Below are 26,018 nucleotides of genomic sequence, written 5' to 3'. Positions count from 1 at the left end.
GAAGCAAGACCGTCCTCGACCCCCACACGAGACAGTGAGCGGTATGAGCGACACCCACTCGATGACCGGCGTCCCCTCCGCGGCTACCGTGCCCTCCACGGGTGCCGCGCACAAACCGGAAGAACCACAATTGTCAGACAAGAAAACGTCGGGAACCGTCACACGTCCCGGTGACCGGATCTTCCGAGGCCTGGCCACGGGCTCGGGCATCTTCATCATCGCCCTGATCGCCGCCGTGGGAATCTTCCTGCTCTGGCGCGCGATCCCCTCACTGTCGAACAACACGGTCAACTTCCTGACCTACAACGGCGCCTGGGACACATCCGACACCTCCGCAATGGTGTTCGGTGTACTCGACCTCTTCCTGGTCACCGTCACCGTGTCTCTGTTCGCGCTGATTCTCGCGATGCCGGTCGCTCTCGGCATCGCCATCTACCTGACGAACTACGCACCCAAGCGAGTCGCAGGACCGCTCGGCTACATCATCGATCTGCTGGCCGCGGTCCCGTCGATCGTCTTCGGTCTCTGGGGTCTCTACGTCCTCGCGCCCGCCATCAGTCCGTTCGCCGAATGGCTGAACTCGTCGCTGAGCTGGTTCCCACTCTTCAGCACCGGATCGGTGTCGATCGCCGGCGGCGGCACCATCTTCACCGGTGGCATCGTGCTCGCCGTGATGATCCTGCCGATCATCGCCGCCGTCACCCGTGAGGTGTTCATCCAGACGCCGAAGGGCCAGGTCGAAGCCGCCCTCGCGCTCGGAGCCACTCGCTGGGAGGTCGTGCGCACCACGGTCATTCCGTTCGGTAAGTCCGGATTCGTCTCGGGCTCGATGCTCGGCCTCGGCCGCGCGCTCGGTGAGACCATCGCGCTGTACATCATCATCCGCAGCACCCAGGCGACCTTCGGCGGAACGTTGTTCGACGGCGGTTCCACATTCGCCACCAAGATCGCACTGGCCGCAGGCGAGTTCAACAACCCGCTGCAGGCAGGTGCCTACATCGCCGCCGGTCTGGTGCTCTTCGTCCTGACCTTCGTCGTCAACGCCGGTGCTCGCGCCGCCATCGCCGGAAAGAAGGACTGACCCATGACTGCAACCATGGACAAGCCCGTCAAGGAACCCACGTTCCAGGGCGTCAGCGCCAGGCGCAAGGCGTCCAACCTGGCGGCGACGATTCTCGTCAGCCTCTCGGTGCTGGTCGCTCTCGTACCGCTGATCTGGGTGCTCTACACGGTGATCTCCCGCGGTCTCTCTGCCGTGGTCTCACCCACCTGGTGGCAGAACTCGCAGGCCGGCGTCACCCAGTTCATCGCAGGCGGCGGCGCGTATCACGCCATCGTCGGAACTCTCCTGCAAGGACTGTTCTGCGCCGTCATCTCCATCCCGATCGGCATCTTCGTCGCCATCTACCTCGTCGAATACGGCGTAGGTACTCGGCTGGCCCGAGTGACGACCTTCATGGTCGACATCCTCACCGGTGTGCCGTCCATCGTCGCGGCCCTGTTCATCTACGCGCTCTGGATCGCCACCTTCGGCTTCCAGCGCTCCGGTGTGGCCGTCGCATTCGCTCTGGTGCTGCTGATGATCCCGGTGATCGTGCGCTCGGCGGAAGAAATGCTGCGCATCGTTCCGCAGGACCTGCGCGAGGCGTCCTACGCACTCGGTGTGCCGAAGTGGAAGACCATCGCGAAGATCGTCATCCCCACCGCGCTGTCCGGAATCGTCACCGGAATCATGTTGGCCCTGGCCCGCGTGATGGGCGAGACGGCACCGGTGCTGATCCTGGTGGGATCTGCCACCGCCATCAACTTCAACATCTTCGAAGGGCCGCAGACGTCTCTGCCGCTCATGATGGTCGACCTGCAGAAGGCAGGAACCGGCGTGCTCACCGCTGAGCGCATGTGGGGAGCAGCCCTGACGCTGATCCTGATCGTCGCAATACTCAACATCGGCGCGAAGTTGGTCTCGAAGTTCTTCTCGCCCAAGAACTTCTGACCCACCCGACTCCAGCGAACCGTAAGGAACGAAGAACATGGCAAAGCGTCTCGATCTCAAAGACGTCAACATCTACTACGGCAAGTTCCACGCCGTCTCCGACGTCACCCTGGCCGTACCGCCGCGCAGCGTCACCGCGTTCATCGGACCGTCGGGCTGCGGTAAGTCGACCGTCCTGCGTTCGCTCAACCGCATGCACGAGGTAACCCCCGGTGCCCGCGTCGAGGGCTCGGTGCTGCTCGACGGCGAGGACATCTACGGCAACGGCGTCGATCCCGTGGGTGTGCGCCGCACCATCGGCATGGTCTTCCAGCGCCCCAACCCGTTCCCGACGATGTCCATCAAGGACAACGTCGTGGCGGGCCTCAAGCTGCAGGGCGGCCGCGGCAAGAAGGAACTCGACGAGATCGCCGAGCGCTCACTCAAGGGCGCCAACCTCTGGAACGAGGTCAAGGACCGCCTCGACAAGCCCGGTGGCGGCCTCTCCGGTGGTCAGCAGCAGCGTCTGTGCATCGCTCGTGCCATCGCCGTCTCGCCCGATGTGCTGCTGATGGACGAGCCGTGCTCGGCTCTGGACCCCATCTCGACACTGGCAATCGAGGACCTTATCCAGGAACTCAAGCAGGACTTCACGATCGTCATCGTCACGCACAACATGCAGCAGGCTGCGCGCGTGAGCGATCAGACCGGCTTCTTCAACCTCGAGGCGACCGGTAAGCCGGGCAAGCTCATCGAGATCGACGACACCGAGAAGATCTTCTCCAACCCGACGCAGAAGGCCACCGAGGACTACATCTCCGGCCGCTTCGGATAGCCACATACCGCGAAGAGAACCCCCGCCGAGCGAAAGCTCGACGGGGGTTCTTCTCGTTGTGCGCCTGCCCTGATACGGACATCGAGTAGCGCTGCCGGGCAGCGCTACTCGACGTGAGCGGTACTACGAGGTGGGAATGTTGTTCTGGTGCAGGTCGACCGGAAGCTGGCCGGTGACGAGGAAGATCACTCGTCGGCCGACCTCGACAGCATGATCGGCGAAGCGTTCGTAGAAGCGACCCAGCAGAGTCACGTCCACCGCAGCTGCGACGCCATGGCTCCACTCACGGTCCATCAGAACGGTGAAGAGGTGACGGTGCAGATCGTCCATCGCCTCGTCTTCCTCCTGCAACTTCGCAGCGCGCTCGGGGTCGCGTGTCTCGAGGACCTCGCGTGCGGACGCGCCGATCTGAACGGCGAGGCGTCCCATCTCGGCGAAGTACCCGTTGACGACCTCGGGGAGGGCATGGTTCGGGTGTCTGCGGCGAGTGATCTTCGCGACGTGCAGGGCGAGTGCGCCCATCCGGTCGATGTCGGCGACGATCTGAATGCCGGCCACCACCGAACGAAGATCGCCTGCGACGGGCGCTTGCAGGGCGAGGAGCGTGAAAGCCTTCTCCTCGCACACCGCGCTGAGCTCGGTGATCTTGTCGTGCTCGGAAATGACCTGCTCGGCGAGCACCAGGTCTGCTTGGAGGAGTGACTGGGTGGCCTTCTCCATGGCCGTACCAGCCAGGCTCGCCATCTCTCCGAGGAGATCGGCAAGCTCGTTCATCTGTTCGTTGTAGGCGACGCGCATGAGCGAAGTTTAGTAGGTCACACTGACCTGTTCCCTGTCCCGAGGGTTAACGGAGCATGAATGAACTCAGGCACACGTGTCGTCGGCGGCATTGGTGAACGAAAGATCTTCCGGGAGCGGCGCACTCTCGGTTGTGCCCTCCACCTGTGTGGCATCGATTGCGGTGCCGAACGCCGTCGGGGATTGCGTGTATCCGGGGTAATTGGAGCCGAGCACCACCTCGACGACGTTGTTCAGGCTCGGAGCCAGCTCGATGGCTGCGCCGGGGATCGCCGATGCGACGGTCGCTGCGGCCGCTTCCTGGTCCTGGGAGTAGCGCACCACGGTCTGGGCGGCGGAGCCCGAGAAGTTGCCCACAGTCAGGATCTGGAATCCGTAGGTCGCGAGCTCGTCGGATGCTGTTTGTGCCATCCCGGCGATATCGGACGCGTTGGACACCTGGAGCGACACCGTGCCTGGTTCGACGGCCAGTAGCGGGGTGTCGGGGGCGGCGGGGGGAGCCGAGGATTCGGGGGTCACCGGCTCTGCGCGTTCCTCGCCGGGCAGCGGATCGTCGTCGATGATCGCCTGGAAGATGGCGCCGATCGCCTCGTCGTTGGGGATCTCGTTGCCGTAGTCGTTGGTGCCGGTGGTGGGGATGGTGAGGAAGGTGACCGCGCCGGCGTCCACGTTCTGCAGCGACCGGCCCAGCGTCACGAGGTCCTGGGTCTTGACGTTCTCCACGAACGTGTCCGAGGTGAACGCGTTGACGAATCCGTTCAGCTTGCCCGGATCGAGCAGCACCTTGTTCGAGAGCGCGGACCTGAGCAAGGACGACAGGAAGCGTTGTTGCCGCTTGATGCGGCCGTAGTCGCCGTTGCCCTCGGACTCGACGTTGCGAGCCCGGACGTAGTTCAGCGCGGTGCGCCCGTCGATGCGTTGTGTACCGGGGTTGGGCAGTACGTCTCCGAGCTCGTAGTCGATCAACGGTTGCGCGGTGCAGACCTCGACGCCGCCGACCTCGTCGACCATGGACTCGAACCCGGCGAAATCCATTCCCACGAAGTGCCCGATGCGGAGACCGGAAATCTTCTGGATCGTCTTGACCAGGCATTTGGGGCCACCGAGCGCGTAGGTGGCGTTGAGCTTGTCGCCGTACGCCTCGGGGAACATCTCACCGGTGTAGGTATTGGTGTCGTTGTCGAACTGCTCGCACTCGGGGCGCGTCACATCGAGATCTCGCGGGAAAGACACGGCGACGACGCGACTGCGATCGGCCGGAATGTTGACGAGCATGACCGTGTCCGAGCGGGCTCCCTCGGCGTCGGCGACGGTTCCGGCACCGACCTCGCCGCTGGCCCCGGTGCGGGTGTCGGTACCGACGATCAAGTACGTCTCGTCGCCGTACTGACCTGCGGCGTCGACGACGTCCGTCGAGTCGGGATCGAGCGCAGCGACCTGAAGAAATCCTTGGTCGGTGTTGCGGAGATATCCCCACACCACTCCGGTCAGTGCCACCGAGAGAATCGCGATGAGAGACACCAGACTCCGGCCGACCATCCGCAGTCGCCTGCGTCGTCGCACCCGGCTCATCGCCAACCGCGTCAGCGCCGGGCGGTCCGAGGCGGGCGCGCCCACCGGTTCCGGTACCGCATGCGGCGGCGTCGGTGGTACTGCCCGGGAGGGTGGGGGCGTGGAATCGGTGATCGGGGCGATGATCTCGGTGGGTTCTTCGGTCTCGGGCCGTTCGGTGGGTACCCGACGACTCGATCCCGACCGCGACATCTTGTCCACCAACTCGGCCACCGAGACGGTGTCGGCATTACGCGGCGATCGTTTACCGAGCCTGCCGCTGTCGCCCGGCTGCGGTGGTGAATCCTGGTCCGGTGTGGACGGGCGTTCGGAGCGAGGCCGATGCTCTCCGTTTTGTCTGATTGAGGAAAGCGGGCGCTCCCATGGGGCGCGACCCTCGGGCACAGACGGGCCCGACTCTCGATCGTCTCCCACGAATTCGAACCTGGCCTTCCATCACACGCACGCGTTGCCTACTCGGCAATCCAAGCCATAGTACTGACTCGAGCGGCATGGTCCACTTCGTGCGAGGTGAGGGCCGGTCAGCTGGGGATCAGCCGCCCGAGTGCATCAGGTCGGCACCGGCCGGGACGCAGATGTCCTCCGGATCGTCGAGCCAGCCGTCGGGCAGAGAAACCGCGCCCGGAGAGCCCTGTCGTCCGCGGGGCCCCTCTGCGTCCTTGGGAAACGGAACGGTCGGATCGAGTTGCGCCAGAAGATCGTCCAGCTCGCCGAGAGTGGACACCAGCGCCATCGAGACTCGAAGATCCGATCCCGCCGGGAAGCCGCGCAGGTACCAGGAGACGTGCTTGCGCAGCTCGCGCAGGCCCTTCTTCTCGCCGTGGTGCTCGGCGAGCAACTCGGCATGCCGGGCGATGATCGTGGCCACCTCGCCGAGGGTGGGTGGAACCGGCTCGGGTCGGCCGTTCAGGCGGGCGCTGAGTTCGGCGAACAGCCACGGCCTGCCCAGGCAGCCTCGCCCGACGACGACGCCGTCGCAGCCGGTCTCGGCCATCATGCGGACCGCGTCGGCGGCGGAGAAGATGTCGCCGTTGCCCAGCACCGGGATACCCGTGACGTGTTCCTTGAGTCGGGCGATCTGGTTCCAGTCCGCGGTACCGGAGTAGCGCTGCGACGCGGTTCGCGCGTGCAACGCCACCGCGGCGGCACCCTCGTCGGCGGCGATTCGGCCTGCGTCGAGGTGCGTGTGGTGGTTCTCGTCGATGCCGACGCGGAACTTGACGGTGACGGGAATGTCGGTGCCCTCGGTCGCCTTGACGGCAGCGGCGACGATACGACCGAACAGGTTGCGTTTGTACGGCAGAGCGGCGCCGCCGCCCTTGCGAGTGACCTTCGGAACCGGGCAGCCGAAGTTCATGTCGATGTGGTCGGCCAGATTGTCGTCGACGATCATTTTCGCCGCGGCGTACGTGGTGTCCGGATCGACGGTGTAGAGCTGCAGCGACCGCGGAGTTTCGGTGGGGCCGAAGGTCGTCATGTGCATCGTGGCGGGCTGTCTTTCGACCAGCGCGCGGGCGGTCACCATCTCGCAGACGTACAGGCCCGACGTGCTACCTGCCCGCTCGAGTTCCTGTTCCCGGCACAGCGTCCGGAAAGCCACGTTGGTGACGCCTGCCATCGGTGCCAGGACGACGGGGCTGCGCAACTCCAGTGAGCCGATCTGCAATGTCATGGAAGAGCCTTTGGAACGGAGGGAGAACTTTCAGGAGAAAAAAGGGGTGCCCGGCACCGAAATCGGTACCGGGCACACCAGTCGAGCGAAACTTACGACGCGCGTGCTTCGGCTTTGGCGCGTTCGCGGGCGAGGGAGCGGTCTCGCATTTCCTCGAACTTGGTGGCTTGGCGTTCGAGGTCTTCGAGGAACGCGGCGAGTTCTTCGCGCTTGTTCTCTCCGCGGGCGGTGAAGTCGTTGCGCTCGAAGACGTTCCACTTGCGCAGTACCGGCCAGACGACGTCTTCGAGGTGCTGACGCAGGTCGTAGATGCCGTGCTTGGCCATGAGCACACCGTTGCGGCGGAAGTTCGGCATCCCGGCACCGGGCATGACGAAGTTGGTCACGATGTCCGAGACGGCCTGCAGCGTCTGATCGGGGGAGATGTCCATCGCCGCGCCGGTGATGTTGCGGTAGAAGATCATGTGCAGGTTCTCGTCGGCGGCGATGCGCTGGAGCATCCGGTCGGCGATCGGGTCGTCGCAGACCTTGCCGGTGTTGCGGTGCGAGACGCGGGTGGCGAGTTCTTGGAAGGTGACGTACGCGACCGAGTGCAGCAGGCCGACCTGTGATCCGGCGGGGGAGGCGTAGCCGTTGGTCATGTGGATCATGCGGGCTTCTTCGAGGGCGACGGGGTCGACGCCGCGGGTGACGACGAGGTAGTCGCGCATGACGATGCCGTGGCGGTTCTCTTCGGCGGTCCAGCGGCCGACCCAGGTGCCCCAGGCTCCGTCGCGGGAGAAGTTCTCGGCGATCTCACGGTGGTAGGAGGGCAGGTTGTCCTCGGTGAGCAGGTTGGTGATCATCGCGGCTTGGGCGACGTCGGAGAGCTTGGACTGTTCGGGGTCGTAGTCCTGGCCGCCGAGGGCGGCGAAGTTGCGGCCTTCGTCCCACGGCACGTAGTCGTGGGGATGCCATTCGCGCGCCATCGTGATGTGACGGTTCACGTTGTCTTCGGCAGTGGGTACCAGCTCCTGCAGAAGCTCGAGCTGTGTCAGATCCCTCGCCATTAGATCGCCTCCATAGATTGCGTACGACCGGTCCAGCTTACGGCACCGTAGGTTCGGTGTGAACCGTGTCGCGCCTGTTCACTTGCTGTTCCGGCAGTCGTGATGTCCGGTGTCGACCGACCCGAATCCCCCGAATGTCGATCGACCGGTCGGCCTGTCGCGACTGTTGCAGTTCCCCCTGCACGTCGCTTCGTCTCGGCCGATCGTTACTCCCGAGTGTACGTACCGGGCAGGTGTGATCCCTGTTACCCGGGAAGTGTGTGGTGCCCCCAGTAGGACTCGAACCTACGACCTGCGGATTAAAAGTCCGTAGCTCTACCAACTGAGCTATAGGGGCGCGGCTCGAAAGTGTAACGGGCCGCGCGGCGCCGACGGCATGTACCCCCGACACTGCTACCGATGGGTCAGCGTCCGAAGCTGCTGCACCCGCTCGGCGCAGGAATGCCGGCCAGACGGTCGTCGATCCAGGCGAACGCACCGGGGATTCCGGTCACCGCGACGACGAGATGCTCGCCGACGTATTCCTCCAATCGGACGCTCGCGCCGTTGGCGCACCACTCGTCGTACAGGTTCTCGGCCCCTTCCGCGGGTATCCAGAACTCTTGCTGCCCGTGATAGATGAAGACCGGGACGGTCGGTATCCGGTCTCCACCCATGCGTGTCGACGCGATGATCTGCTCGGCGATCGGCGTCCGATCGACGTCCGGAATGTCCGAAAGGGCTTGTGCTGGAATGGGAGCCACCAGGCCTCCCGGGGCGGTGAGATAGATGCACATGTCCTTGGCGATGGTGGCCAGGCGCAGACCGTTGGCGTTCATCAACGAGAACATCTCGGGATACTCTCGGGCGACTCCGAGCGTGGCCGAAAGGAACAGTGTCGACCCCACCGTTCCGTTGAGCGAATGCAGCAGAATGCGGTAGTCGGTGGGTGCACCGCCGAACGCCACGCCGACGAGATTCACGTCCGGGGCGTAGGTGGGAGCCAGCTGCGCGGCCCATCCGGAAGCGATGGCACCCCCGGAATATCCCGTCGCAGCGATCGGAGACTCTGCAGGCAAGCCCAGCTCGGGCAGTTTCACCATCGCGCGGAGGGCGTCCAGGATGGCGTGGCCCGCCATCGGTCCCGCCGCATATCCCTGGCGCGGCCCCTGATGATCGGTGACGACGACGGCATAGTTCTTCGCCAGGAACGACTGCACCGGAACGATCTCCGGCGCGATTCCGCGAGGGAGGGTCCACGACGGAGCGCAGGTGTTTCCGAGTGAGTCGATGGCCATGTTGTACGCCACTACCGGCCGGCTACCGGGTCCCGTCCACGGTGCCGAGGGCACGATGATCGTGGTGACACCCGCGACCGGCCGATCCTTGGAATCGTTGGTGCGGAACAGGATTTGCGTCGACCTGACAGGGGTGAACAGCGGCCCGACGGTGACCTGTCGGGTCGCCAGGACGGACCCGGGCGGTTGCTGTTCGTAGCCGGCGGGCGGATCGAACCAGGGCTCGCCGAGCGGGGTGGGTAAGTAGAGGGCAGGATCGGGAACGGGGGCCACGAGGTTGCCGAAGGGGTCTGCGATCGCCGTGCTGGTTGTCGGGATCAGCAGAAGCGAGACGGCGAAAAGTGTTGTCATGGAACGAAATATTCGGACCGATCCCCTCATGGCGTGCACTCGTTTCCGATAGGCAGAGCCGGATGTGTGATGCAGCTCACAGTAAGCTGATCCGATCGCGAGGGATGTGCGAAATGGCGAAAGTGTCGAAAACGTTATCTGCCGGCCTCTTCGACATCGATTATCCAACTTGGGATTTGGCTGTACTCGACAAATTCGTGTGCGTAAGGCGCTGGTGTGCAATAGATTTGACCCGCTAACGACCTTGGCGAATCAAGGTAGCTCGAGACTTGTTATGGGCAAATGTAATTCGGCTTTCAACTGAAAGCGAGGCAGGTGCCCGAGACTGTCGGGCAACGCGTCGACGGTTTCGTTCTCGAGGTGTCGATCGGGCGATGTGCGCGCTTTCGGCTTCGGATCCGGTGACGGCACGGGTGGTCGCGGTAGAGGTGCGACACGGTGCAGGTGCGATGAGGACAGGTGGTTGTCGATGGGCGGTACCCGGGTGGTGAAGCGGCTCGAGTGCGCACCCCCTGCAGCGCACTCGAGCCGCGCAGACCATACCATCAGGCTTGTTTTGGTTGCCTAATCAAATTTTCTGTCGGCAGTGCCCGTCGAACCGAACCGCTGGTGAGTCGACTCGTGTGTCGTTCGGGTGAAGTACTCTCTATCTGTACTACCTGTGGATACGCAGGGCGCTTGGGCTCGGAGGCACGAAGTAAATGGCACAACAGGAGCGCGCACGGCGGACCCGGGCGGCCATCGTAGAGGCGGCGGCGGCGGAATTCGCCAAGCGTGGATACGCAGCAGCATCCGTCAACACCATCTTGGAAGGCTCGAACGCCACCAAGGGTGCGATGTATTTCCATTTCCAATCCAAGGAGGATCTGGCCAGAGCGGTGCTCGCGGCCGGGTTGGATCGGTATGTGGCGATAACGGAGAAGTGGGCCGACACCACTGCACACCCCTTCTATGTCATCCGGGGCATCGTGGACGACATAGCGCAGAACTTCCAGAACGACGTGATCGTGCGTGCCGAATTCCGGCTGATAGTCGAGCCCGAGTTCTACGCCGAGGTGCATTCCGGCGGCGGTCGAGTATGGGGAGCGCAAGGTCACAAGCAGGCCGAGCGCGCTCTGGCGATGGGGGACCTCAAGCCGGAGTTCGACGCGGCCAAGTTCGTCCGCGTGCTCGCTGCGTCGATGGCAGGCCAGCGCTACATGTCCGATCTGGTGGCCGACAACGCGGATCTCCGCGAGCGGTTCGAGGAGTCCGTCGAGGTCGTTCTCTTGGCCATGGCGTCCGAGCGTTGGCTCGCGGAATTCAAACTGCACGGGTGGGAGCACTACGGCGAAAACTGCGCCAAAACCACCTCTGACCTGCCGGTTTGAGATTTACAGCGAAAGTGTCCTAAGCTATCCCAGCTCCCAACGGAACGCCGTTGAGGGTAACGTCGAAGCAGTTCGGCGGGCCCCCTTCGTCTAGCGGCCTAGGACGCCGCCCTTTCAAGGCGGTAGCGCGGGTTCGAATCCCGTAGGGGGTACGTAGGAAGAGATCGGTTTGACAACCCGGTCGGCAGTACAGCAGTCTTCGTCTCGCTCTTCACGAGGTGCGGATTTGCAGTTCGGAGAGTTACTGCGCTAGAAATAGCGCGGCAACAACAGCAAGGCCCTGTGGCGCAGTTGGTTAGCGCGCCGCCCTGTCACGGCGGAGGTCGCGGGTTCGAGTCCCGTCAGGGTCGCAACATCGGTGCGAAATCACCGACATTGCGATGGCATTGTTTTACCGGTGCCGCCCGGCCAGGTAGCTCAGTTGGTACGAGCGTCCGCCTGAAAAGCGGAAGGTCGCCGGTTCGATCCCGGCCCTGGCCACCACGGTTTTGGATCGACATGCTCGATGAAAGCCCCTTCCGGCGTCCGGGAGGGGCTTTTTCGTGGTCACGACGCCTCCGTGCCGAGACGACATCGCTCGTCGAGCGATAAGGTCGACGCGTGGACGTGATCGATCGAGCGCAAGAGGATCTTGCGCGTGGAGACACCATCGGTGCTCGGGATCGGCTCGTTCGCGCCCTGCGTCGGAACCCGGCCTCGCCGGGCATTCTCGAACTGCTTGCGTACACCCATCTTGTGCTCGGCGACCGCGCGGCCGCAGGCGCAGCATGGTTCCTCACCGACAAATCCGACGACGATCCAACGGCGTCGGCTGCATTCGCCGCACTGCAGAGGCAGTACCGGTCACCCTTGGCACTGGCCGAGGCCCTTCCCATCCACGCGCCCTCGGACTGGTATCCGGGCCGGGCTCGGGTCCGCCTCGAACGACTCGAGGCCGCTGTCGAAGCCAACGGTCAGCGCTGGGTGCCGCCGCGTGACGTCGTCTACTTCGACGAGGACGGGCTGAACTCCGACGACTTCTACGGCTCGGACGACGATCAGGACGACTCGGAGTACGACCGCCCAGGGGCGAGTTACCGAACGGTGCGGCAGCGCGCGATCGCGGCGACCATCGTCATCGCCATTGCTGCCACCTCGGCATCGGTGGTCCTGGCGCTCGTCTTCGGCTGATGCCGGTTCACGGACGAACTATCCGACGCCGGGCGTAGAGTCGCGAAAGAATTTCCGGCCGACGATCGAGGGTGACGAGTTTCATGGGCACAGCGAACGGCGCGCCGTCACCGGCTCCGCGAGACGACAACTATGCAGTAAACCTCGAACAGGCGAGGGTCTTCGCCCGAGGATTGGCCGAACACATCCAGACGTGCTCGGCGTCCATCGAAAGCGCACAGTCCAAGGCATTTCGAGCTCGCGCGGACCGCGCAGAATCCCGAGCCCGAGCGTTCGAGTCCGAGGCGTCGACGCTCCGGGCCGAGCTCTACGAGATGTACCGCCACATCGATGCGATGACGGCCCGGTTTCCGGAACTGCGCACCGATCCGGCTGTGCGCGGTTAGCCGGTCTGTGTGGTTCAGACCGCCGCGGAATCGGTGACCGAGCCGAACGTAGCCTCGGCACCGCGACGGCCGAGGGCCGAGCCCCACACCTCGTACACGGCATCGGTGGTCGAGGATCGCTCGATATCGCGGCCCTCGGCGACGGTGATGAGCGTGCGGGAGAGCTCGAACAGACTGACCCGGTGATTTCTCGCGGTCGTGAACAGCTCGTCGATGGCGTCGGCAACGGATCCACCGTGGATGCCGATGAGCACTCCGGTTGCGATGTCCACGTGGGTGCGAGATGCAGGCGATTCGGGAAGTCTGTCGGTCATCTTTTTCCTCGAGATGGTGTGGTCGGTGCGGATGACCGAAGCGGATCCTGGCGTCGAGCGGGCTTCACTGTCTCACACCGACATGACATTTCATACCGTCGGTTTCGCCCGCACGTGCATCCGCTCGCCCTGGGGTCCGAACAGGCTCAGTAGCTCCACCGGCCGGTTCCCGACGGCACCGAACCAGTGCGGTACCCGGGTGTCGAATTCTGCTGCCTCACCGGGTTTCATCGTCAGATCGTGCTCGCCGAGAATCAGCCGCAGGGTGCCGTCGAGCACGTAGAGCCACTCGTACCCCTCGTGCGTTCTGGGGCGAGGCTCGGAGTCCTCGGGTCGGACCAGAAGTTTGTAGGCCTGCAGTCCGCCCGGGCGCAGAGTCAGGGGAAGAATTGTCACGTGTTCGCGAACGGTGGCCGTCGTACGCACCCGAGGGTCGGCGACAGGCGGCGCGGTCACCAGATCGTCGAGCGCCATCTGATGGGCCCGGGCTATCGGCCACAGGAGTTCCAGGCTCGGTTTGCGGTCGCCGGATTCGAGACGTGAGAGCGTGCTGATCGAGATTCCCGTGGTCTCGGACAGTGACGCCAGGGTGGTGTTCTTCTCCATCCTGATGCGTTTGAGGCGGGGACCGAGGCCCGCGATGACCTCGTCGAGGCTTGCCGCTGCTTCCTTCATCCCTGTATTGCAGTTTCAGCAAACGAATTTGTCAAGTCTCGCAGGGGTAAAACTGCCCGTGGACGGCGGCGGACGGCACATACTCGCTTCATGACCGCTCGTGCTGGGCGCGTACGACCTAGGGGCGTGATTCGTGACGCCTACGGTAGCCCCGCGTCCGAGGCCTTCATGGTCGTGGCCATTGCGACCATTCTGATCACCAGGGCGTACCTGGAGGCGACCCATTACCCCCAGGTCGGTGGCAAGTCGCTGCACATCGCGCATGCCCTGTACGGCGGCGCGGCGATGATGTTGGCTCTGCTGGTCGGCTGGATGTTCATCGGGTTCGGTGTTCGAGTGTTCACCGTGCTGCTCGGCGGTGTCGGGTTCGGGTTGTTTCTCGACGAGGTGGGCAAGTTCGTCACCAAGGACAACGACTACTTCTACGGCCCGTCCTCGGAAATCATGTACGTCCTGGTGGTCCTGCTGTTGGTGTTCAGCAGGATCGTCCGCGAGTTCCGTCGGCCCTCTCGGGGCGAGTCGCTGGCCAACGCGGCTGCCATCGCCGCCGATGGCGTCGGGCACGGACTGCCCGATCACCGCCGCGACTGGGCGCTGCGGATGCTCGTGCGGGCCGAGGCGGAGGGAGCCGATCCGGACACCGTGGCCGGCATCAGGATGGTGCTCGGCACCTGTGGTCGGTCGACGTCACGCACCCATTCCTTGCGTCAGTTCGTTCCCCGGCTGATCCCGGCGTTCTTCACCAGTGCCCGGTGGGTTCCCGTCGTCGGCTGGGGACTGGTTCTGATCTCCGGTGCGGGCGTCGTGTTCGGGATCGTCGAACTGGTTCTCGGAGACCTGCACATCGATCGCCGAGACCTGACGATCGACGTCGACGGAATGGGTATCGCCAGCGGGATCCTGTTCGTCAGTGCGTGCATCACGTTCGCCTCGGCGCTCCCGGCGATGCTGCGGTTGCGGAAGGACGGTCCGCTCTGGCCGCTGCGCACCCTCCGCGTGTCGGCGTTGATATTCACCTTGCTCAACGCGTTGGTGGATTTTGCTCAGGAGGGTTTCACCGCGCTGGGGAACGTGGCGATCGGACTGTTCGCGCTCGCGGTCATCTCGCATCGCATCACGGTGCGCACCACCGAGATCATGGAGAACTCTGTTGTGCTGCAGGAGGATCGAGACTCCGATTGCTCTCGAACCGTCGGATCAGACCAGTGAGTGGATCGACGAATTCGATCGAACGGGCCAGCAGCCGGAGCGGATCGGAGTAGTCGTCGCCGGCGACCTCACGGAACAAGGGATAGAAGTTGTCGCCGACGATAGGAATACCCAACGAGCACAGATGAACCCGAAGTTGATGCGTCTTCCCGGTACGGGGGTGCAGCCGATACAGGCCGTAGGACCCGACGGTGTCGATTAGGTCCACGAGTGTCTCGGCATTGGGTTCGCCCGGTACCTCCACGGCCTGAAGAACGCCGCGCTCCTTGACGATTCGACTGCGCACCGTCAACGGGAACCGGAGTTCGTGAGCGAGTGGGGCGATCGCCTCGTACTGCTTGGTGATGGTGCGTTGAGCGAACAGCTCCTGGTACGGCCGGCGAGCCTGCTGACGCACGGTGAACACCAGAACCCCCGCGGTGAGCCTGTCCAGACGGTGCGCCGGGCTCAGCTCGGGCAGGTCGAATCGGCGTCGGAGCAGAACGAGGGCCGAGCGAGCGACGTACGCGCCGCGCGGAGTGGTGGCAAGAAAATGCGGTTTGTCGACCACCAGTAGATTCTCGTCGCGATGGAGGACGTCGAGGGAGAACGGAACCGTCGGCTCCACCGGCGGGTCGCGGTAGAGGTAGATGTCCGCACGTGGCCTCGCGACCGTCGCCGAATCGATGGGTATGCCTGCCGCGTCGACGATTTCGCCGCCCGCCACCTTCTCGGTCAGCCTCGCCGCGTCCTGCGGAAACCGTGCACACAGGTACTCGAGCACGGTGGCCCCGGTCGCGATATCGGGCATCCGGACCCGAGTTGGGTCGAGGCCGTCGCGCAACGGCAGGGGAGCGGCGGGCATGGTCACGACTGTAATCGGTCGACATGGAAACACCCCGGCCGGAAATTCCGGCCGGGGTGTGGTCTGCGGTGGAACCGTTCGGGTCCGACCTAGATGGTGACGACCATCTTGCCGGTGTTCTCGCCCTTCATCAGACCGATGAACGCCGAGGGAGCGTTGTCGAGACCATCGACGACCGTCTCGTCGAATTCGATGGCACCGCTTCCCAGCCACTCGGTCATCTTCGCGCGGAACTCCTCGGTGACGTGGGCGTAGGAGCCGACGATGAAGCCCTTGAGCGTCAGCTCCTTGCCGATCGCCAGCGCGAGGTTGCGCGGAGCAGGAGTCGGCTCGGTGGAGTTGTACTGAGCGATGGCTCCGCACATGGCAATTCGGCCGAACTTGTTCATCGAACCGATGGCGGCTTCGAGGTGCTCGCCGCCGACGTTGTCGAAGTACACATCGATGCCGTCCGGTGCAGCTGTGCGGAGCTGCTCGGCAACAGGACCGTCGTGGTAATCGAATGCTGCGTCGAAACCGAGCTCGAGTAGGCGGGCGACCTTGGCGGGAGATCCGGCACTGCCGATGACGCGGGAAGCGCCGAGCGCCTTGGCGATCTGGCCGACGAGCGACCCGACTGCTCCGGCAGCGCCGGAGACGAAGACGACGTCACCCTCCTTGAACGAGGCAACTTCGGTCAGCCCGGCATACGCCGTCGTTCCGGTCATTCCCAGTGCGCTCAGGTAGGCGGATGCTTTCGCGGCCGAGAGGTCGACCTTGCTCGCTCCCTTGGCCGGAACGACGGCGAGATCGCGCCAGCCCTTGCCGTGCAGAACCGCGTCGCCGACCGCAAAACCCTCGGCCTTGGACTCGACGATCTCGCCGACGGCACCGCCGTCGAGCGGGGCGTCGATCTGGAACGGCGGGACGTACGACTTCACGTCGTTCATCCGACCACGCATGTACGGATCGACCGACATCACGATGTTGCGGACGAGGATCTGCCCGTCCACGAGTTCGGGGAGGTCGACGACCTCCGCGCGAAAGTTGTCTTCGGTCGGCCAGCCTTGTGGGCGGGACGCGAGGTGAATTTCGTGTGCCTTCATGGTGTTTCCTCTTACTCGTCTTCGGTGACTGTGACGGTGACGTCGATGTTGCCGCGGGTGGCGTTGGAGTACGGGCAGACCTGATGGGCCTTGTCGGCCAGGGCCTGCGCGTCGTCGCGGCTCAGGTTCGGCAGAGTCACCTCGAGGGTGACGGCGAGCTGGAAGCCGCCTGCGTCGTTCGGGCCGATGTCGACACGAGCGCCGACGGCCGAATCGGTGACGTCGGCCTTGTCCTGGCGCGCCACCATCTGCAGTGCGGAATGGAAGCACGCGGCATAGCCGGCGGCAAAGAGCTGCTCGGGGTTGGTGCCGTTGCCGCTGCCGCCCATGGCCTCCGGGATGGCGAGGTCGAGATCGAGACGTCCGTCGGAGGTGCGGGCGTGGCCGTTGCGGCCCTCTCCGGTCGCGAGGGCTTCGGCGGTGTAGATGGTCTTCATGATTCTCCTTCTGTCGTGCTCGAATCGGGGTGATGCAGAGCGCTCGTCAATGCGTCGAGCGCTTCTTTGAGTCTGACGAGATCGTCGATTCCCATGCCGGTCTTCTCGGCCAGCTTGCGTGGGATGTCGAGTGCCTTTGCGCGCATGGCGCTTCCGGTCTCGGTGAGGTGGATTTCGACGCGGCGTTCGTCGGTGCTCAGGCGTCGACGCTCGATGAAGCCGAGGCCTTCGAGGCGCTTGAGCATCGGTGAGAGAGTGCCGGTGTCGAGATCGAGTTCGGCACAGATCTCCTTGACGCCGCGCCCGTCCTTCTCCCACAGCACCAGCAGCACGAGGTACTGCGGATACGTGATGCCGAGCTCGTCGAGCATCGGGCGATACACCGCGGTCGTAGCCCGCGATGCGGAGTACAGCGCGAAGCACACCTGACGGTCGAGTGCGAGTTCGTTGGTCACGTGAAGAACAGTAGTGCACGGTTAAGTTGTGCGCAACCTAAAACCCCTCGTGCGCGTTTTGCGTACTCCTGAACGCGCAAAACGCGCACGACGAGGGATCAGCTCTGCAGGGCGCTCTTCAGGCCGTCGAGCACGATCGTTGCCGCAGTCGGGCCTGCATTGAGGTACCACGGGTCGTCGTCGACGCGCACGATGTGGTTCTCGGTGGCTGCGCTCATACCGGTCCACAGCGGGTTGGTGGTGTACGACGCGGCGCTCGAATCGGCTCCCGCGTCCTGGCTCGATACGAACACCCAGTCGGCGTTCGCGAGCTGAATTTCCTCCTCGCTGAAGTCCTGCGAGGTCTTGTCGAACTGCTGACTGTCCGGCCGTGCCAGCCCGGCGTCCCAGGCGATGTAACCGGCGAACGAGGGGACGCCGAACACTCGCGCCCGATCCGCGGTGAAGCGGACGAAGGAGACCGTGGGGGTGCCGCTGCTGCCGGCAACCGAGTTGCCCAGTGCTGCAGCGTCGGAGACGAAGGTGTCGATGAAGGACTGCGCTTGCTCGGTTCGGCCCAACGCGTCGGCGAGCAGTAGGAAGTCCTGCTTCCAGTTCACTCCGGTGCCTTCGGTGAGCACGGTCGGTGCGATGGTCGAGAGCGTCGGGTAGATGTCCTCGGAGCCGGTCTTGTTCGCCAGGATGAGGTCGGGTTCGATGGCGGCGATGGCCTCGATGTCGACGCTCTGGCGGTTGCCCACGTCCACCACCTGCGTCAGCTGGTCCGTGTACTGGGGGAACGAGAAGCTGATGTAGTCGGGCACCAGTTCGGCTCCGTCGCCGTAGGCGGCCCCGGTCGGTACGACGCCCAGGGTGAGGGCTGCGTCGAGCTGACCGGTGGCGATGACGACGATCTTCTTCGGTTCGGCGGGGATCTCGGTGGAGCCGCCGAAGTGGCCGACGGTGCGTGGGAACACTCCGTCGGCCGCTTCCGAACCCATACCGTCGGGGATGCCTGTCGGTCCCGGTGCGTCCGTCACGGCGTCGACGGTGGCAGATTCTGCGCTGGTGGAGGGCGTGGCTGTCTGCTCGGCGGTGCCGCCGCAGGCGACAGTGGTCAGCGCGGTGACTGCGGCGATCGTGGTGGCCAGGAGTAGACGTTTCACTTCGTTCTCTTTCACGGGGCGGGCGTAGGCAGGTAAGCCTAGCCTGTACCTCGCGACCGAGGTGAGCGGAACTTCGTAGCAGGGTCGGAGTTCCGCTCACCCGGTGTCAGCGCAGCGCGGCCGCCGCCTGCACCATGTTTCTCAACGACCGCTCCACCTCGGCCACACCGCGGGTCTTGAGTCCGCAGTCGGGATTGACCCAGAGTCGTTCGGCAGGAACGGCTTTCAATGCCGCACGTAGCGATTCGGTGATCTCGTCGACGCTCGGCACCCGCGGTGAATGGATGTCGTAGACGCCGGGGCCGACACCGAGGTCGAATCCGACGGAGTTCAGGTCGTCGAGTACCTCCATGTGCGAGCGGGCCGCCTCGATCGACGTCACGTCGGCGTCCAGGTCGACGATCGCGTCGATGATCTCACCGAACTCCGAGTAGCACAGATGCGTGTGAATCTGAGTGTCGTCGGACACCCCGGATGTCGAGATCTTGAACGATCGCACGGCCCACTCCAGGTACGCCGCTGTATCTTTCGAGCGCAGCGGGAGAAGCTCACGAAGGGCAGGTTCGTCCACCTGAACGATTCGAATACCCGCTCCCTCCAGATCGATCGTCTCGTCGCGAATCGCCAGGGCGATCTGGGCTGCGGATTCGGCCAACGGTATGTCGTCTCGGACGAACGACCATGCGAGAATCGTCACCGGGCCGGTGAGCATGCCTTTGACCGGCTTGTCGGTGAGCGACTGCGCATACTCGGACCAATGCACGGTCATCGGTTTCGGACGCGAGACGTCGCCGTACAGAATCGGCGGTCGGACGCATCGAGATCCGTACGACTGGACCCAGCCGTTCGACGTGGCCGCGAAGCCACTGAGCTGCTCGGCGAAGTACTGCACCATGTCGTTTCTCTCGGGTTCGCCGTGGACCAGCACGTCGAGGCCGATGTTCTCTTGCAGTGCAACGACATCGGCGATCTCGGATTGCATCCGGGACACGTATTCGGCGTCGTCGATCTCACCGGTGCGCAGGGCTGCCCGAGCGAGTCGAATCTGCGTGGTCTGCGGATACGAACCGATGGTGGTCGTCGGCAGCGACGGCAGGTCCAGTCGCACAGCCTGAGCCCGGCGGCGTTCCTCGGCCGGGGTGCGGTCGACGGTAATTCCCGCTTCGAGACGTGCCCGAACGGCCGCGTCGTGCAGTCGGGGGTCGGTGCGACGAGTCTCGAGCGCGGTCCTGGCCTGCTCGAGCTCGGACGACACCGATTCGGTCCCATGTCGTAGTGCCTGGGCGAGAACGGACACCTCGGCAACCTTCTCGGTACCGAAGGCCAACCAGGATCGGAGCGGATCGACGATGTCGGTTTCTCCGTCGAGGGTGTACGGAACATGCAGCAGCGAGCACGAACTCGACACCGCAAGCGTGCCGGCACTACCCAACAGGCTCGCCAAGGTTGCCAGCGCCTTGTCGAGATCCGACCGCCAGATGTTGCGCCCGTCCACGACGCCCGCGACCATGTGCTTGCTCGCGAGCGCAGGTACCACGGCAACGTGCTCCACGGTGCCCGGCACCGTCAGATCGATCGACAACCCCTCGACGCCGGTCGACGCGAGCACGGGCAGTACAGCACCGAGGTCACCGAAGTACGACGCCAGCAATATGGCAGGCCTCGTCGACACCGCGCTCAGGTAGTCGTAAGCCTTCTTCGCACAGTCGATCTCGCTCTGGGTGCGATCGGCCACGAGCGCAGGTTCGTCGAGCTGGACCCACTCCGCCCCGGCATCGGCGAGGTTGGTCGGCAGCTCCGCGTACAGCGGCAGAATCTCGTCGAGGCGGTCCAGTAGCGGGGCGCTGCTGCCGACTGCCTTCGACAGCAACAGGAACGTCACCGGTCCTACGACGACCGGTCGAGCCGGGACATCGAGCGCGCGAGCTTCTTCGAGCTCGGTGAGCACCTTCTCGGGGTGCAGGGAAAAGGTTGTCGCGGGAGAGATTTCGGGTACGAGGTAGTGGTAGTTGGTGTCGAACCACTTGGTCATCTCGAGCGGTGCGACGGTCTCGTTGCCTCGGGCGGCGGCGAAATAGCGGTCCAGCTCGCTGTCGATGCTCCGAACCCGCTCGGGCAGTGCGCCGAGCATGACCGCGGTGTCGAGCACGTGGTCGTAGTACGAAAAGGTGTTCACCGGAACGGAATCGAGTCCGGCGGCGACGAGTTCTCGCCAGGTGTTCTCGCGCAACGTCCGCGCAACGGATTCGAGTGCGGGTGCGTCGAGCGTTCCGGCCCAGTAGGATTCGACGGCTTTCTTCAGTTCTCGGTTCGGTCCGATACGAGCCGAGCCGAGCACGGTGGCGGTGAATTCGATACTCACGGTAGTTCTCCAGGTGACTGCTGCATCGATGGCGCACCGCCTTCTCGGGCGCGCGCATCCCGGAGAGCCCCACGAGCAGCCGTACCAGGGTTACGCGCCCATTCCACGAGGCGGTGAACCGCTGCGCACGGCGTGCACAGCACAGACGGCAGGTATTCGGACTCGCGGGCACGTGGACGAAGAGCCCACTCCTACTGGCCGTCGCTTCCCGAAGAGGCCTCTTCAGTGCTGTTGACGGCGGTCGTTCCTGCATACCGCTGCGGGACAGTCCCGGATTCTCACCGGGTTCCCTCTCACGACGCGCCGGAACTGCCGCGCATCGCTTCGGCGCCGTGGTGAACTTCGGGGCTCCTCATGACCACCTGGCGAACCGACTGCAGGGACGAGCATAGATGCATCGCCGACGCGTCTGTTACGGTGCTCTCCATGCAGCGCACGTATTTCTGGTTTAGCAGGCCGGCCCCGGGTGGGTCAGCCAGCGACGCCATGCGCTGACCTCCACCCCACGAGCCGGATACAGACCGGCTCGAAGTGCGCGTGGAGCATGCTGAGTCGGCCTGGGAACAGGAAACCCTCTCATGACGCTCTCTCTCGACACCCCGTCACTCGATGATCAGCGGACGATCAGTATCAGTCCGCTGGTTGCGCCGTCGGTGTTGCGCCGCGAACATGCCGTGGACGACGCGATCTCCGCGACGGTCCGCTCCGGACGCTCCGGCGTGGTCGACATTCTCGACGGCCGCGACGATCGACTGATCGTCGTCGTCGGCCCGTGTTCGGTGCACGACACCGATGCTGCCCTCGACTACGCGCGGCGCCTTGCCGCCACGGCAGCCGAACTGGGCGATCGACTGCACATCGTCATGCGGGTCTACTTCGAGAAGCCCCGGACGACGCTGGGGTGGAAAGGACTGATCAACGATCCGCACCTCGACGGCAGCTTCGATATCAATTCCGGACTACGGGTGGGACGCCAACTGCTGCTCGATATTTCGGCGCTCGGCCTGCCTGTCGGATGCGAATTCCTCGACCCGATCACTCCGCAGTACATCGCAGATCTGGTGAGCTACGGCGCGATCGGTGCACGGACCGCTGCGAGCCAGGTGCACCGCCAGCTGTGCAGTGCGCTGTCGATGCCGGTGGGGATCAAGAACTCCACCGAGGGCGATATCCAGGTGGCGGTCGACGGCACCCGCGCCGCCGCGGCGAGCCATGTCTTCCCCGGCACCGATCTGGACGGCCAGGCAGCGCTCGTTCGGACCGTCGGAAACCCGGACTGCCACGTCATTCTCCGCGGGGGCGTCGACGGACCGAACTACGATGCCGAATCGGTCGCAGATACCGTTGCGCGCTTGCGTAAGTCGGGTCTGCCGGAGCGCGTCGTCATCGACGCCAGTCACGGCAACAGCCGCAAGGACCACAACAAGCAGGTCGACGTGGTCACCGATGTGGCAGGCCGAGTCGCAGCAGGCGAACACGGCATCGTCGGGCTCATGCTCGAGAGCTTCCTGGTGGCTGGGCGTCAGGATCTCGAACTCGGCCACCGCGACGACCTGGTGTACGGGCAGTCGATCACCGACGCCTGCCTCGACTGGGACACCACGGCAACACAATTGAACGTGCTGGCTGCGGCGGTCGACAAGCGTCGGGCATCGAACCCTGCGCACTGAAGAACCCAGCGCACTGAAAAACCCTGCGCACTGAAAAACCCAGCGCGTCAACGAACCCCGCGCGGTCGGAATTGCACGCTGATGCGTGGGCCGATCGCGCGGGTGGACTTGGGAATCGCATGCTCCCACGTGCGCTGACACGAGCCTCCCATCACCACCAGGTCGCCGTGCCCGAGCGTGAACTTGAGCGACGTACCGCCGCCGCGAGGGCGAAGCATGAGTTGTCTTGTCGCACCGAGCGAGACGATCGCCACCATGGTGTCCTCGGTCGCGCTGCGGCCGATGTTGTCGCCGTGCCAGGCGACGCTGTCGGAGCCGTTGCGGTAGTAGCACAGCCCTGCGGTGGCGAACGACTCACCGAGTTCGGCGCGGTAGTGATCGTCGAGCGCGTCACGCGCCTCGTACAGTGCCGTGTGCGGCCAGTGCTCGCGCTCGGCATAGAAGCGGACCAGGCGTGGCACGTCGACCACGCGGTCGTACATCTGTCTGCGTTCGGCGCGCCAATCGACGTCGGTCACCAGCGAGTCGAAGAGACGGGTATCGGACAACCAGCCCGGGCGCACGTCGATCCAGGCACCGAGCGTCAGCTCCCGTCGGGTGACGGACTGCAGCGACCCGACGCCACCGTCGTCGTCACCGAACAACGAGCCTTGCATCGCGAGCGACATGAATCGACTGTATCGAACAGGTGTTCCCATTTCCACTGCGCGGCGGTATCTTCGTCGCATGGGCTATCGATTTCAGGTCGTCGTGGACAGTGCCAACCCTCATGCGCTGGCGAAATGGTGGGCACAGACGCTGGGTTGGCAGTCCGAACCCAGCAACGAGGACTTCATTCGCGAGATGGTCGCTGCGGGGCATGCTCGTGAGGAGGACACGACCACCTTCGAGGGCGTTCTCGTGTGGCAGGCGGGCGCGGGAATCGTCGATCCGGACTCACCCGGCTCCCCGCGGGTGCTGTTCCAGTCGGTACCCGAGCCGAAATCGGTGAAGAATCGGTTGCACCTCGACATCCGCGTCGGTGACGAGCGTGAGTCGGTGGTGACGGAACTCGAAGCACGAGGTGCGTCGGTACTTCATCGAGGTCATCAGGGTCCCAGTATCTGGATCACCATGACCGACCCCGAGGGCAACGAGTTCTGCGTCAGCTGACGCGGTACGAGCCGGGGGTCTGACCGGTCCAGCGCTTGAACGCGCGGCGGAACGCGCTGGGCTCGGAGAAGCCGAGACGAGCCGAGATGTCGTCGACACTGTCTCCGCGGCTCAGCCCTGAGATCGCGGCATCACGCAGCACTTCTTCGCGCAGTTGGTTGATCGAGGTGCCCTCCTGCCGGAGGACGCGTCGAAGGTGCGGCGGGCTGATGTTGAGCATCGCCGCGATGTCCTCGGTTCCCGGTGCGCCGCCTTTGAAGCCGGTTTCGAGCGCCCGGCGAACCTGGCTCGACGCGGTGCTGTCGTAGTCTCGCGACGAGAACAGCAGATTGGGTGACTCGGCCAGATACTCGGCCAGGGTCTCCTCGCTCTGCACTATCGGTGCTCGCATCACCGCGCTGTCGAATTCCAGTGTGGCACGGTCGGTTCCGAACTCGACATGCGTCCCGAAAATGGAGTCGTACATCTTGCCGGCCTCGGGCCCGGGAAGCGCGTACGGCAGTTGCACCGACAGCAGTTTGACGCGGTTGCCGATGAGCCACGCCGCGAATCGGTGCAGCAGAATCAACAGGAAGTCGGTGAGCAAGCGTTCGGCGAGGGCGTTGGCTTCCGGGGTCAGATGAGTGGTGGGCGTGACGTGGATCGTCAACACCGTGGACTCCTCGGTGCGGTCCAACGTCATGGGGCGAACCGGAATCAGCACCCGCATGGTCTCGGACATCCTGATCAGAGCTGCCCAGAGGTTCTCCGAATGAATCAGGGTCTGACAGATCACGCGAAAGCTGCCGCGCCGCACCGGTACTGCGGCAAGGCCGAACAGTTCGTCGCCGGTCACCGCCCAGACCGCCTGGGTGAAGGCGGTGACTTGGCGGGTGGTCAGCCGTTCCGCCGGGTTCCCGAGGATGGTGGGCCCGATCCCGGCCATCGACAACGGGTAGGTCAAATCCATCCCGCCGCTCGTTGCGAGGTCGACGGCCTGTCGGACGAAATACGCCGGGATCGTCGATTGCGGAGTCACAATCTCCGTAACCTCTCGGCTGCGTCGGCGAGTACCTCGTCCTGCTTGCAGAAAGCGAAGCGTACCAACGACTTCCAGGGAGCTGGTTCGTCCACGAAGGCCGTGACCGGAACCGCTGCGACGCCCACCAGATCCGGCAGGGAGCGGCAGAATTCGTACGCGTCCCCCCGCCCGATGGGCGCGACGTCGGCGCACACGAAATATGTTCCCGCGCTGTACTTCACGTCCGCGCCTGCGGCGTCGAGTGCAGCCGAGAGCGTGTCCCGCTTGCGCTGCAGGCCGTCGCGCATCGAGGCGATCCACGGCTGCTCGTGCTCGAGGGCATAGGCGACGGCAGGTTGGAAAGGGGTACCGCCGACGAAGCTCATGAATTGTTTGGCGGCGCGCACGGCATCGATCAAGTGGGCCGGGCCCAGCGCCCAGCCCGTCTTCCACCCCGTTGCGTTGAAGGTCTTGGCCGCACTCGAGACGGTGACGGTGCGCTCGAACATCCCCGGCAGCGTCGCGATCGGCGTGTGCACTGTGCCGTCGAACGTCAGGTGCTCGTAGACCTCGTCGGTGAGGACGAGCAGGTCGTGTTCGACGGCGATCTCGGCGATGCGGACCATGGTGGCGCGGTCGAAGACGGTACCGGTGGGGTTGTGCGGGGAGTTGACGATGAGCATGCGTGTTCGGGGACCGACGGCACGATCGAGGGCCTCGGTGTCGACCGTCCACCCGTTGCCGTCGGGAACCAGGGGCACGGCGGTACGGGTCGCTCCGGCAAGGGCAACGGCGGCCGCGTAGGAGTCGTAGAACGGCTCGATCAGCAGCACCTCGTCGCCCGGCTCGATCAAGCCGAGGAGCGATGCCGAGATCGCCTCGGTGGCACCCACGGTGATCAGTACCTGCGAGTCGGGGTCGTAGTGCAGCCCGAATCGCCGTTCCCGGTCGGCGGCGACGGCATTGCGTAGCACCGGCATACCCGGGCCGGGGGAGTACTGATTGAGTCCGCTCGCGATGGCCTCACGTGCGGCCTCGAGCATGGCAGGCGGCCCGTCGGTATCGGGAAAGCCCTGACCGAGGTTGACGGCATTCTTCGCCACCGCGAGAGCGGTCATTTCGGCGAATATCGTCGATGCGAACGGGCGCAGGCGCGCTACGGTGCGCGAGGGCGGCATCTCGGACATTCGTCCAGCGTAGTTCACCGGCCGGAACCGG

The 26,018-nt window shown here is 64.5% G+C and carries 25 protein-coding genes, 4 tRNA genes and 1 riboswitch; of the genes, 12 read left to right on the top strand and 17 right to left on the bottom strand.

Annotated features, from left to right (window positions below; translation table 11 throughout):
- Positions 1-43: 43 nt before the first annotated feature.
- From pstC to pstB, 3 genes are read left to right on the top strand one after another with little or no spacing between them, the layout of a single operon-like run.
- Positions 44-1,081 (top strand): phosphate ABC transporter permease subunit PstC, encoded by a 1,038-nt coding sequence (gene pstC, locus BH93_RS21670; protein WP_032376395.1) that lies wholly within the window; start codon positions 44-46, stop codon positions 1,079-1,081.
- A gap of 3 nt (positions 1,082-1,084) precedes the next feature.
- Positions 1,085-1,993, top strand: a complete 909-nt coding sequence (pstA, locus tag BH93_RS21665) for a phosphate ABC transporter permease PstA (RefSeq protein WP_032376396.1) — start codon at positions 1,085-1,087, stop codon at positions 1,991-1,993.
- Positions 1,994-2,030: 37 nt separating this feature from the next.
- On the top strand, positions 2,031-2,807 hold the full coding sequence (gene pstB, locus BH93_RS21660; protein ID WP_032376397.1) for a phosphate ABC transporter ATP-binding protein PstB: 777 nt from the start codon (positions 2,031-2,033) through the stop codon (positions 2,805-2,807).
- 123 nt (positions 2,808-2,930) lie between these two features.
- Here the strand turns inward: pstB and phoU are convergent, their stop codons facing one another.
- The 6 genes from phoU to BH93_RS21630 form a co-directional block, all read right to left on the bottom strand.
- Complete coding sequence (phoU, locus tag BH93_RS21655) at positions 2,931-3,605, bottom strand: phosphate signaling complex protein PhoU (RefSeq protein WP_032376398.1); 675 nt, start codon at positions 3,603-3,605, stop codon at positions 2,931-2,933.
- Positions 3,606-3,671: 66 nt separating this feature from the next.
- Positions 3,672-5,591, bottom strand: a complete 1,920-nt coding sequence (locus tag BH93_RS21650; protein WP_037171145.1) for an LCP family protein — start codon at positions 5,589-5,591, stop codon at positions 3,672-3,674.
- 118 nt (positions 5,592-5,709) lie between these two features.
- Positions 5,710-6,849, bottom strand: a complete 1,140-nt coding sequence (gene dusB / locus BH93_RS21645; protein ID WP_037171147.1) for a tRNA dihydrouridine synthase DusB — start codon at positions 6,847-6,849, stop codon at positions 5,710-5,712.
- Positions 6,850-6,941: 92 nt separating this feature from the next.
- The gene (locus BH93_RS21640) at positions 6,942-7,898 is read right to left on the bottom strand and encodes an acyl-ACP desaturase (RefSeq protein WP_032377482.1); all 957 of its coding nucleotides are present in this window, start codon (positions 7,896-7,898) and stop codon (positions 6,942-6,944) included.
- A gap of 261 nt (positions 7,899-8,159) precedes the next feature.
- Positions 8,160-8,235 (bottom strand) — tRNA-Lys (locus BH93_RS21635).
- Positions 8,236-8,302: 67 nt separating this feature from the next.
- The gene (locus tag BH93_RS21630; protein ID WP_242459028.1) at positions 8,303-9,526 is read right to left on the bottom strand and encodes a lipase family protein; all 1,224 of its coding nucleotides are present in this window, start codon (positions 9,524-9,526) and stop codon (positions 8,303-8,305) included.
- Positions 9,527-10,227: 701 nt separating this feature from the next.
- Between BH93_RS21630 and BH93_RS21625 the strand changes: the two genes are divergently transcribed.
- The 6 genes from BH93_RS21625 (at position 10,228) to BH93_RS27825 (ending at position 12,452) form a co-directional block, all read left to right on the top strand.
- A complete protein-coding gene (locus BH93_RS21625; protein WP_032377441.1) occupies positions 10,228-10,896 on the top strand; it encodes a TetR/AcrR family transcriptional regulator in 669 nt (222 codons plus the stop codon).
- A gap of 79 nt (positions 10,897-10,975) precedes the next feature.
- Positions 10,976-11,048: transfer RNA gene (locus BH93_RS21620), tRNA-Glu, on the top strand.
- Between the two features lie 124 nt (positions 11,049-11,172).
- Positions 11,173-11,246, top strand: a tRNA-Asp gene (locus BH93_RS21615).
- A 56-nt stretch (positions 11,247-11,302) separates the two neighbouring features.
- Positions 11,303-11,379: transfer RNA gene (locus BH93_RS21610), tRNA-Phe, on the top strand.
- A gap of 117 nt (positions 11,380-11,496) precedes the next feature.
- Positions 11,497-12,066 (top strand): DUF6584 family protein, encoded by a 570-nt coding sequence (locus tag BH93_RS21605; protein ID WP_037175690.1) that lies wholly within the window; start codon positions 11,497-11,499, stop codon positions 12,064-12,066.
- Positions 12,067-12,149: 83 nt separating this feature from the next.
- Entirely contained in the window at positions 12,150-12,452 is a 303-nt protein-coding gene (locus BH93_RS27825) for a hypothetical protein (protein ID WP_032377439.1), read from the top strand.
- A 14-nt stretch (positions 12,453-12,466) separates the two neighbouring features.
- Here the strand turns inward: BH93_RS27825 and BH93_RS21595 are convergent, their stop codons facing one another.
- Both BH93_RS21595 and BH93_RS21590 read right to left on the bottom strand, forming a co-directional pair.
- A complete protein-coding gene (locus BH93_RS21595) occupies positions 12,467-12,766 on the bottom strand; it encodes an ANTAR domain-containing protein (RefSeq protein ID WP_037175689.1) in 300 nt (99 codons plus the stop codon).
- A gap of 90 nt (positions 12,767-12,856) precedes the next feature.
- The gene (locus tag BH93_RS21590; protein WP_032377437.1) at positions 12,857-13,441 is read right to left on the bottom strand and encodes a helix-turn-helix domain-containing protein; all 585 of its coding nucleotides are present in this window, start codon (positions 13,439-13,441) and stop codon (positions 12,857-12,859) included.
- Between the two features lie 90 nt (positions 13,442-13,531).
- Between BH93_RS21590 and BH93_RS21585 the strand changes: the two genes are divergently transcribed.
- Positions 13,532-14,650, top strand: coding sequence for a hypothetical protein (locus BH93_RS21585; protein WP_052065474.1), 1,119 nt, complete (start codon positions 13,532-13,534; stop codon positions 14,648-14,650).
- Here BH93_RS21585 and BH93_RS21580 read toward each other — a convergent pair.
- The 6 genes from BH93_RS21580 to metE form a co-directional block, all read right to left on the bottom strand.
- Complete coding sequence (locus BH93_RS21580) at positions 14,577-15,494, bottom strand: pseudouridine synthase (RefSeq protein WP_037176847.1); 918 nt, start codon at positions 15,492-15,494, stop codon at positions 14,577-14,579. The genes BH93_RS21585 and BH93_RS21580 overlap by 74 nt on opposite strands.
- 89 nt (positions 15,495-15,583) lie before the next feature.
- Positions 15,584-16,579 carry an NADP-dependent oxidoreductase gene (locus BH93_RS21575; RefSeq protein ID WP_037175688.1) on the bottom strand — a complete coding sequence of 332 codons (996 nt, stop codon included), beginning with the start codon at positions 16,577-16,579 and terminating at the stop codon, positions 15,584-15,586.
- A gap of 11 nt (positions 16,580-16,590) precedes the next feature.
- Complete coding sequence (locus tag BH93_RS21570; RefSeq protein ID WP_032377436.1) at positions 16,591-17,016, bottom strand: organic hydroperoxide resistance protein; 426 nt, start codon at positions 17,014-17,016, stop codon at positions 16,591-16,593.
- Entirely contained in the window at positions 17,013-17,471 is a 459-nt protein-coding gene (locus tag BH93_RS21565) for a MarR family winged helix-turn-helix transcriptional regulator (protein WP_037175687.1), read from the bottom strand. Before BH93_RS21565 ends, BH93_RS21570 begins: the two co-directional genes overlap by 4 nt.
- Before the next feature lie 98 nt (positions 17,472-17,569).
- Entirely contained in the window at positions 17,570-18,616 is a 1,047-nt protein-coding gene (locus BH93_RS21560) for an ABC transporter substrate-binding protein (RefSeq protein WP_037175686.1), read from the bottom strand.
- A 106-nt stretch (positions 18,617-18,722) separates the two neighbouring features.
- Entirely contained in the window at positions 18,723-20,978 is a 2,256-nt protein-coding gene (gene metE, locus BH93_RS21555; RefSeq protein ID WP_037175685.1) for a 5-methyltetrahydropteroyltriglutamate--homocysteine S-methyltransferase, read from the bottom strand.
- A gap of 130 nt (positions 20,979-21,108) precedes the next feature.
- Positions 21,109-21,319: riboswitch (cobalamin riboswitch) on the bottom strand.
- Positions 21,320-21,556: 237 nt separating this feature from the next.
- On the opposite strand from metE, the gene BH93_RS21550 reads away from it, so the two are divergent.
- Positions 21,557-22,648: a 3-deoxy-7-phosphoheptulonate synthase gene (locus BH93_RS21550; protein WP_037175684.1), complete on the top strand. Its 1,092-nt coding sequence runs from the start codon at positions 21,557-21,559 to the stop codon at positions 22,646-22,648.
- Positions 22,649-22,695: 47 nt separating this feature from the next.
- Here BH93_RS21550 and BH93_RS21545 read toward each other — a convergent pair whose 3' ends face one another.
- Positions 22,696-23,316 carry an alpha-ketoglutarate-dependent dioxygenase AlkB gene (locus tag BH93_RS21545; protein WP_037175683.1) on the bottom strand — a complete coding sequence of 207 codons (621 nt, stop codon included), beginning with the start codon at positions 23,314-23,316 and terminating at the stop codon, positions 22,696-22,698.
- Between the two features lie 58 nt (positions 23,317-23,374).
- On the opposite strand from BH93_RS21545, the gene BH93_RS21540 reads away from it, so the two are divergent.
- Positions 23,375-23,800, top strand: coding sequence for a VOC family protein (locus BH93_RS21540; protein WP_037176845.1), 426 nt, complete (start codon positions 23,375-23,377; stop codon positions 23,798-23,800).
- On the opposite strand, the gene BH93_RS21535 is transcribed toward BH93_RS21540, so the two are convergent.
- Positions 23,793-24,818 (bottom strand): AraC family transcriptional regulator, encoded by a 1,026-nt coding sequence (locus tag BH93_RS21535; RefSeq protein WP_037175682.1) that lies wholly within the window; start codon positions 24,816-24,818, stop codon positions 23,793-23,795. The genes BH93_RS21540 and BH93_RS21535 overlap by 8 nt on opposite strands.
- Positions 24,815-25,987: a pyridoxal phosphate-dependent aminotransferase gene (locus BH93_RS21530; RefSeq protein WP_037175681.1), complete on the bottom strand. Its 1,173-nt coding sequence runs from the start codon at positions 25,985-25,987 to the stop codon at positions 24,815-24,817. The genes BH93_RS21535 and BH93_RS21530 overlap by 4 nt, the downstream gene beginning before the upstream one ends.
- Between the last annotated feature and the right edge of the window lie 31 nt (positions 25,988-26,018).

The organism is Rhodococcoides fascians A25f (assembly GCF_000760935.2).
In the GTDB taxonomy this organism is placed as follows: Bacteria; Actinomycetota; Actinomycetes; order Mycobacteriales; family Mycobacteriaceae; genus Rhodococcoides.
This window is presented reverse-complemented; position numbering and strand designations above follow the sequence as displayed.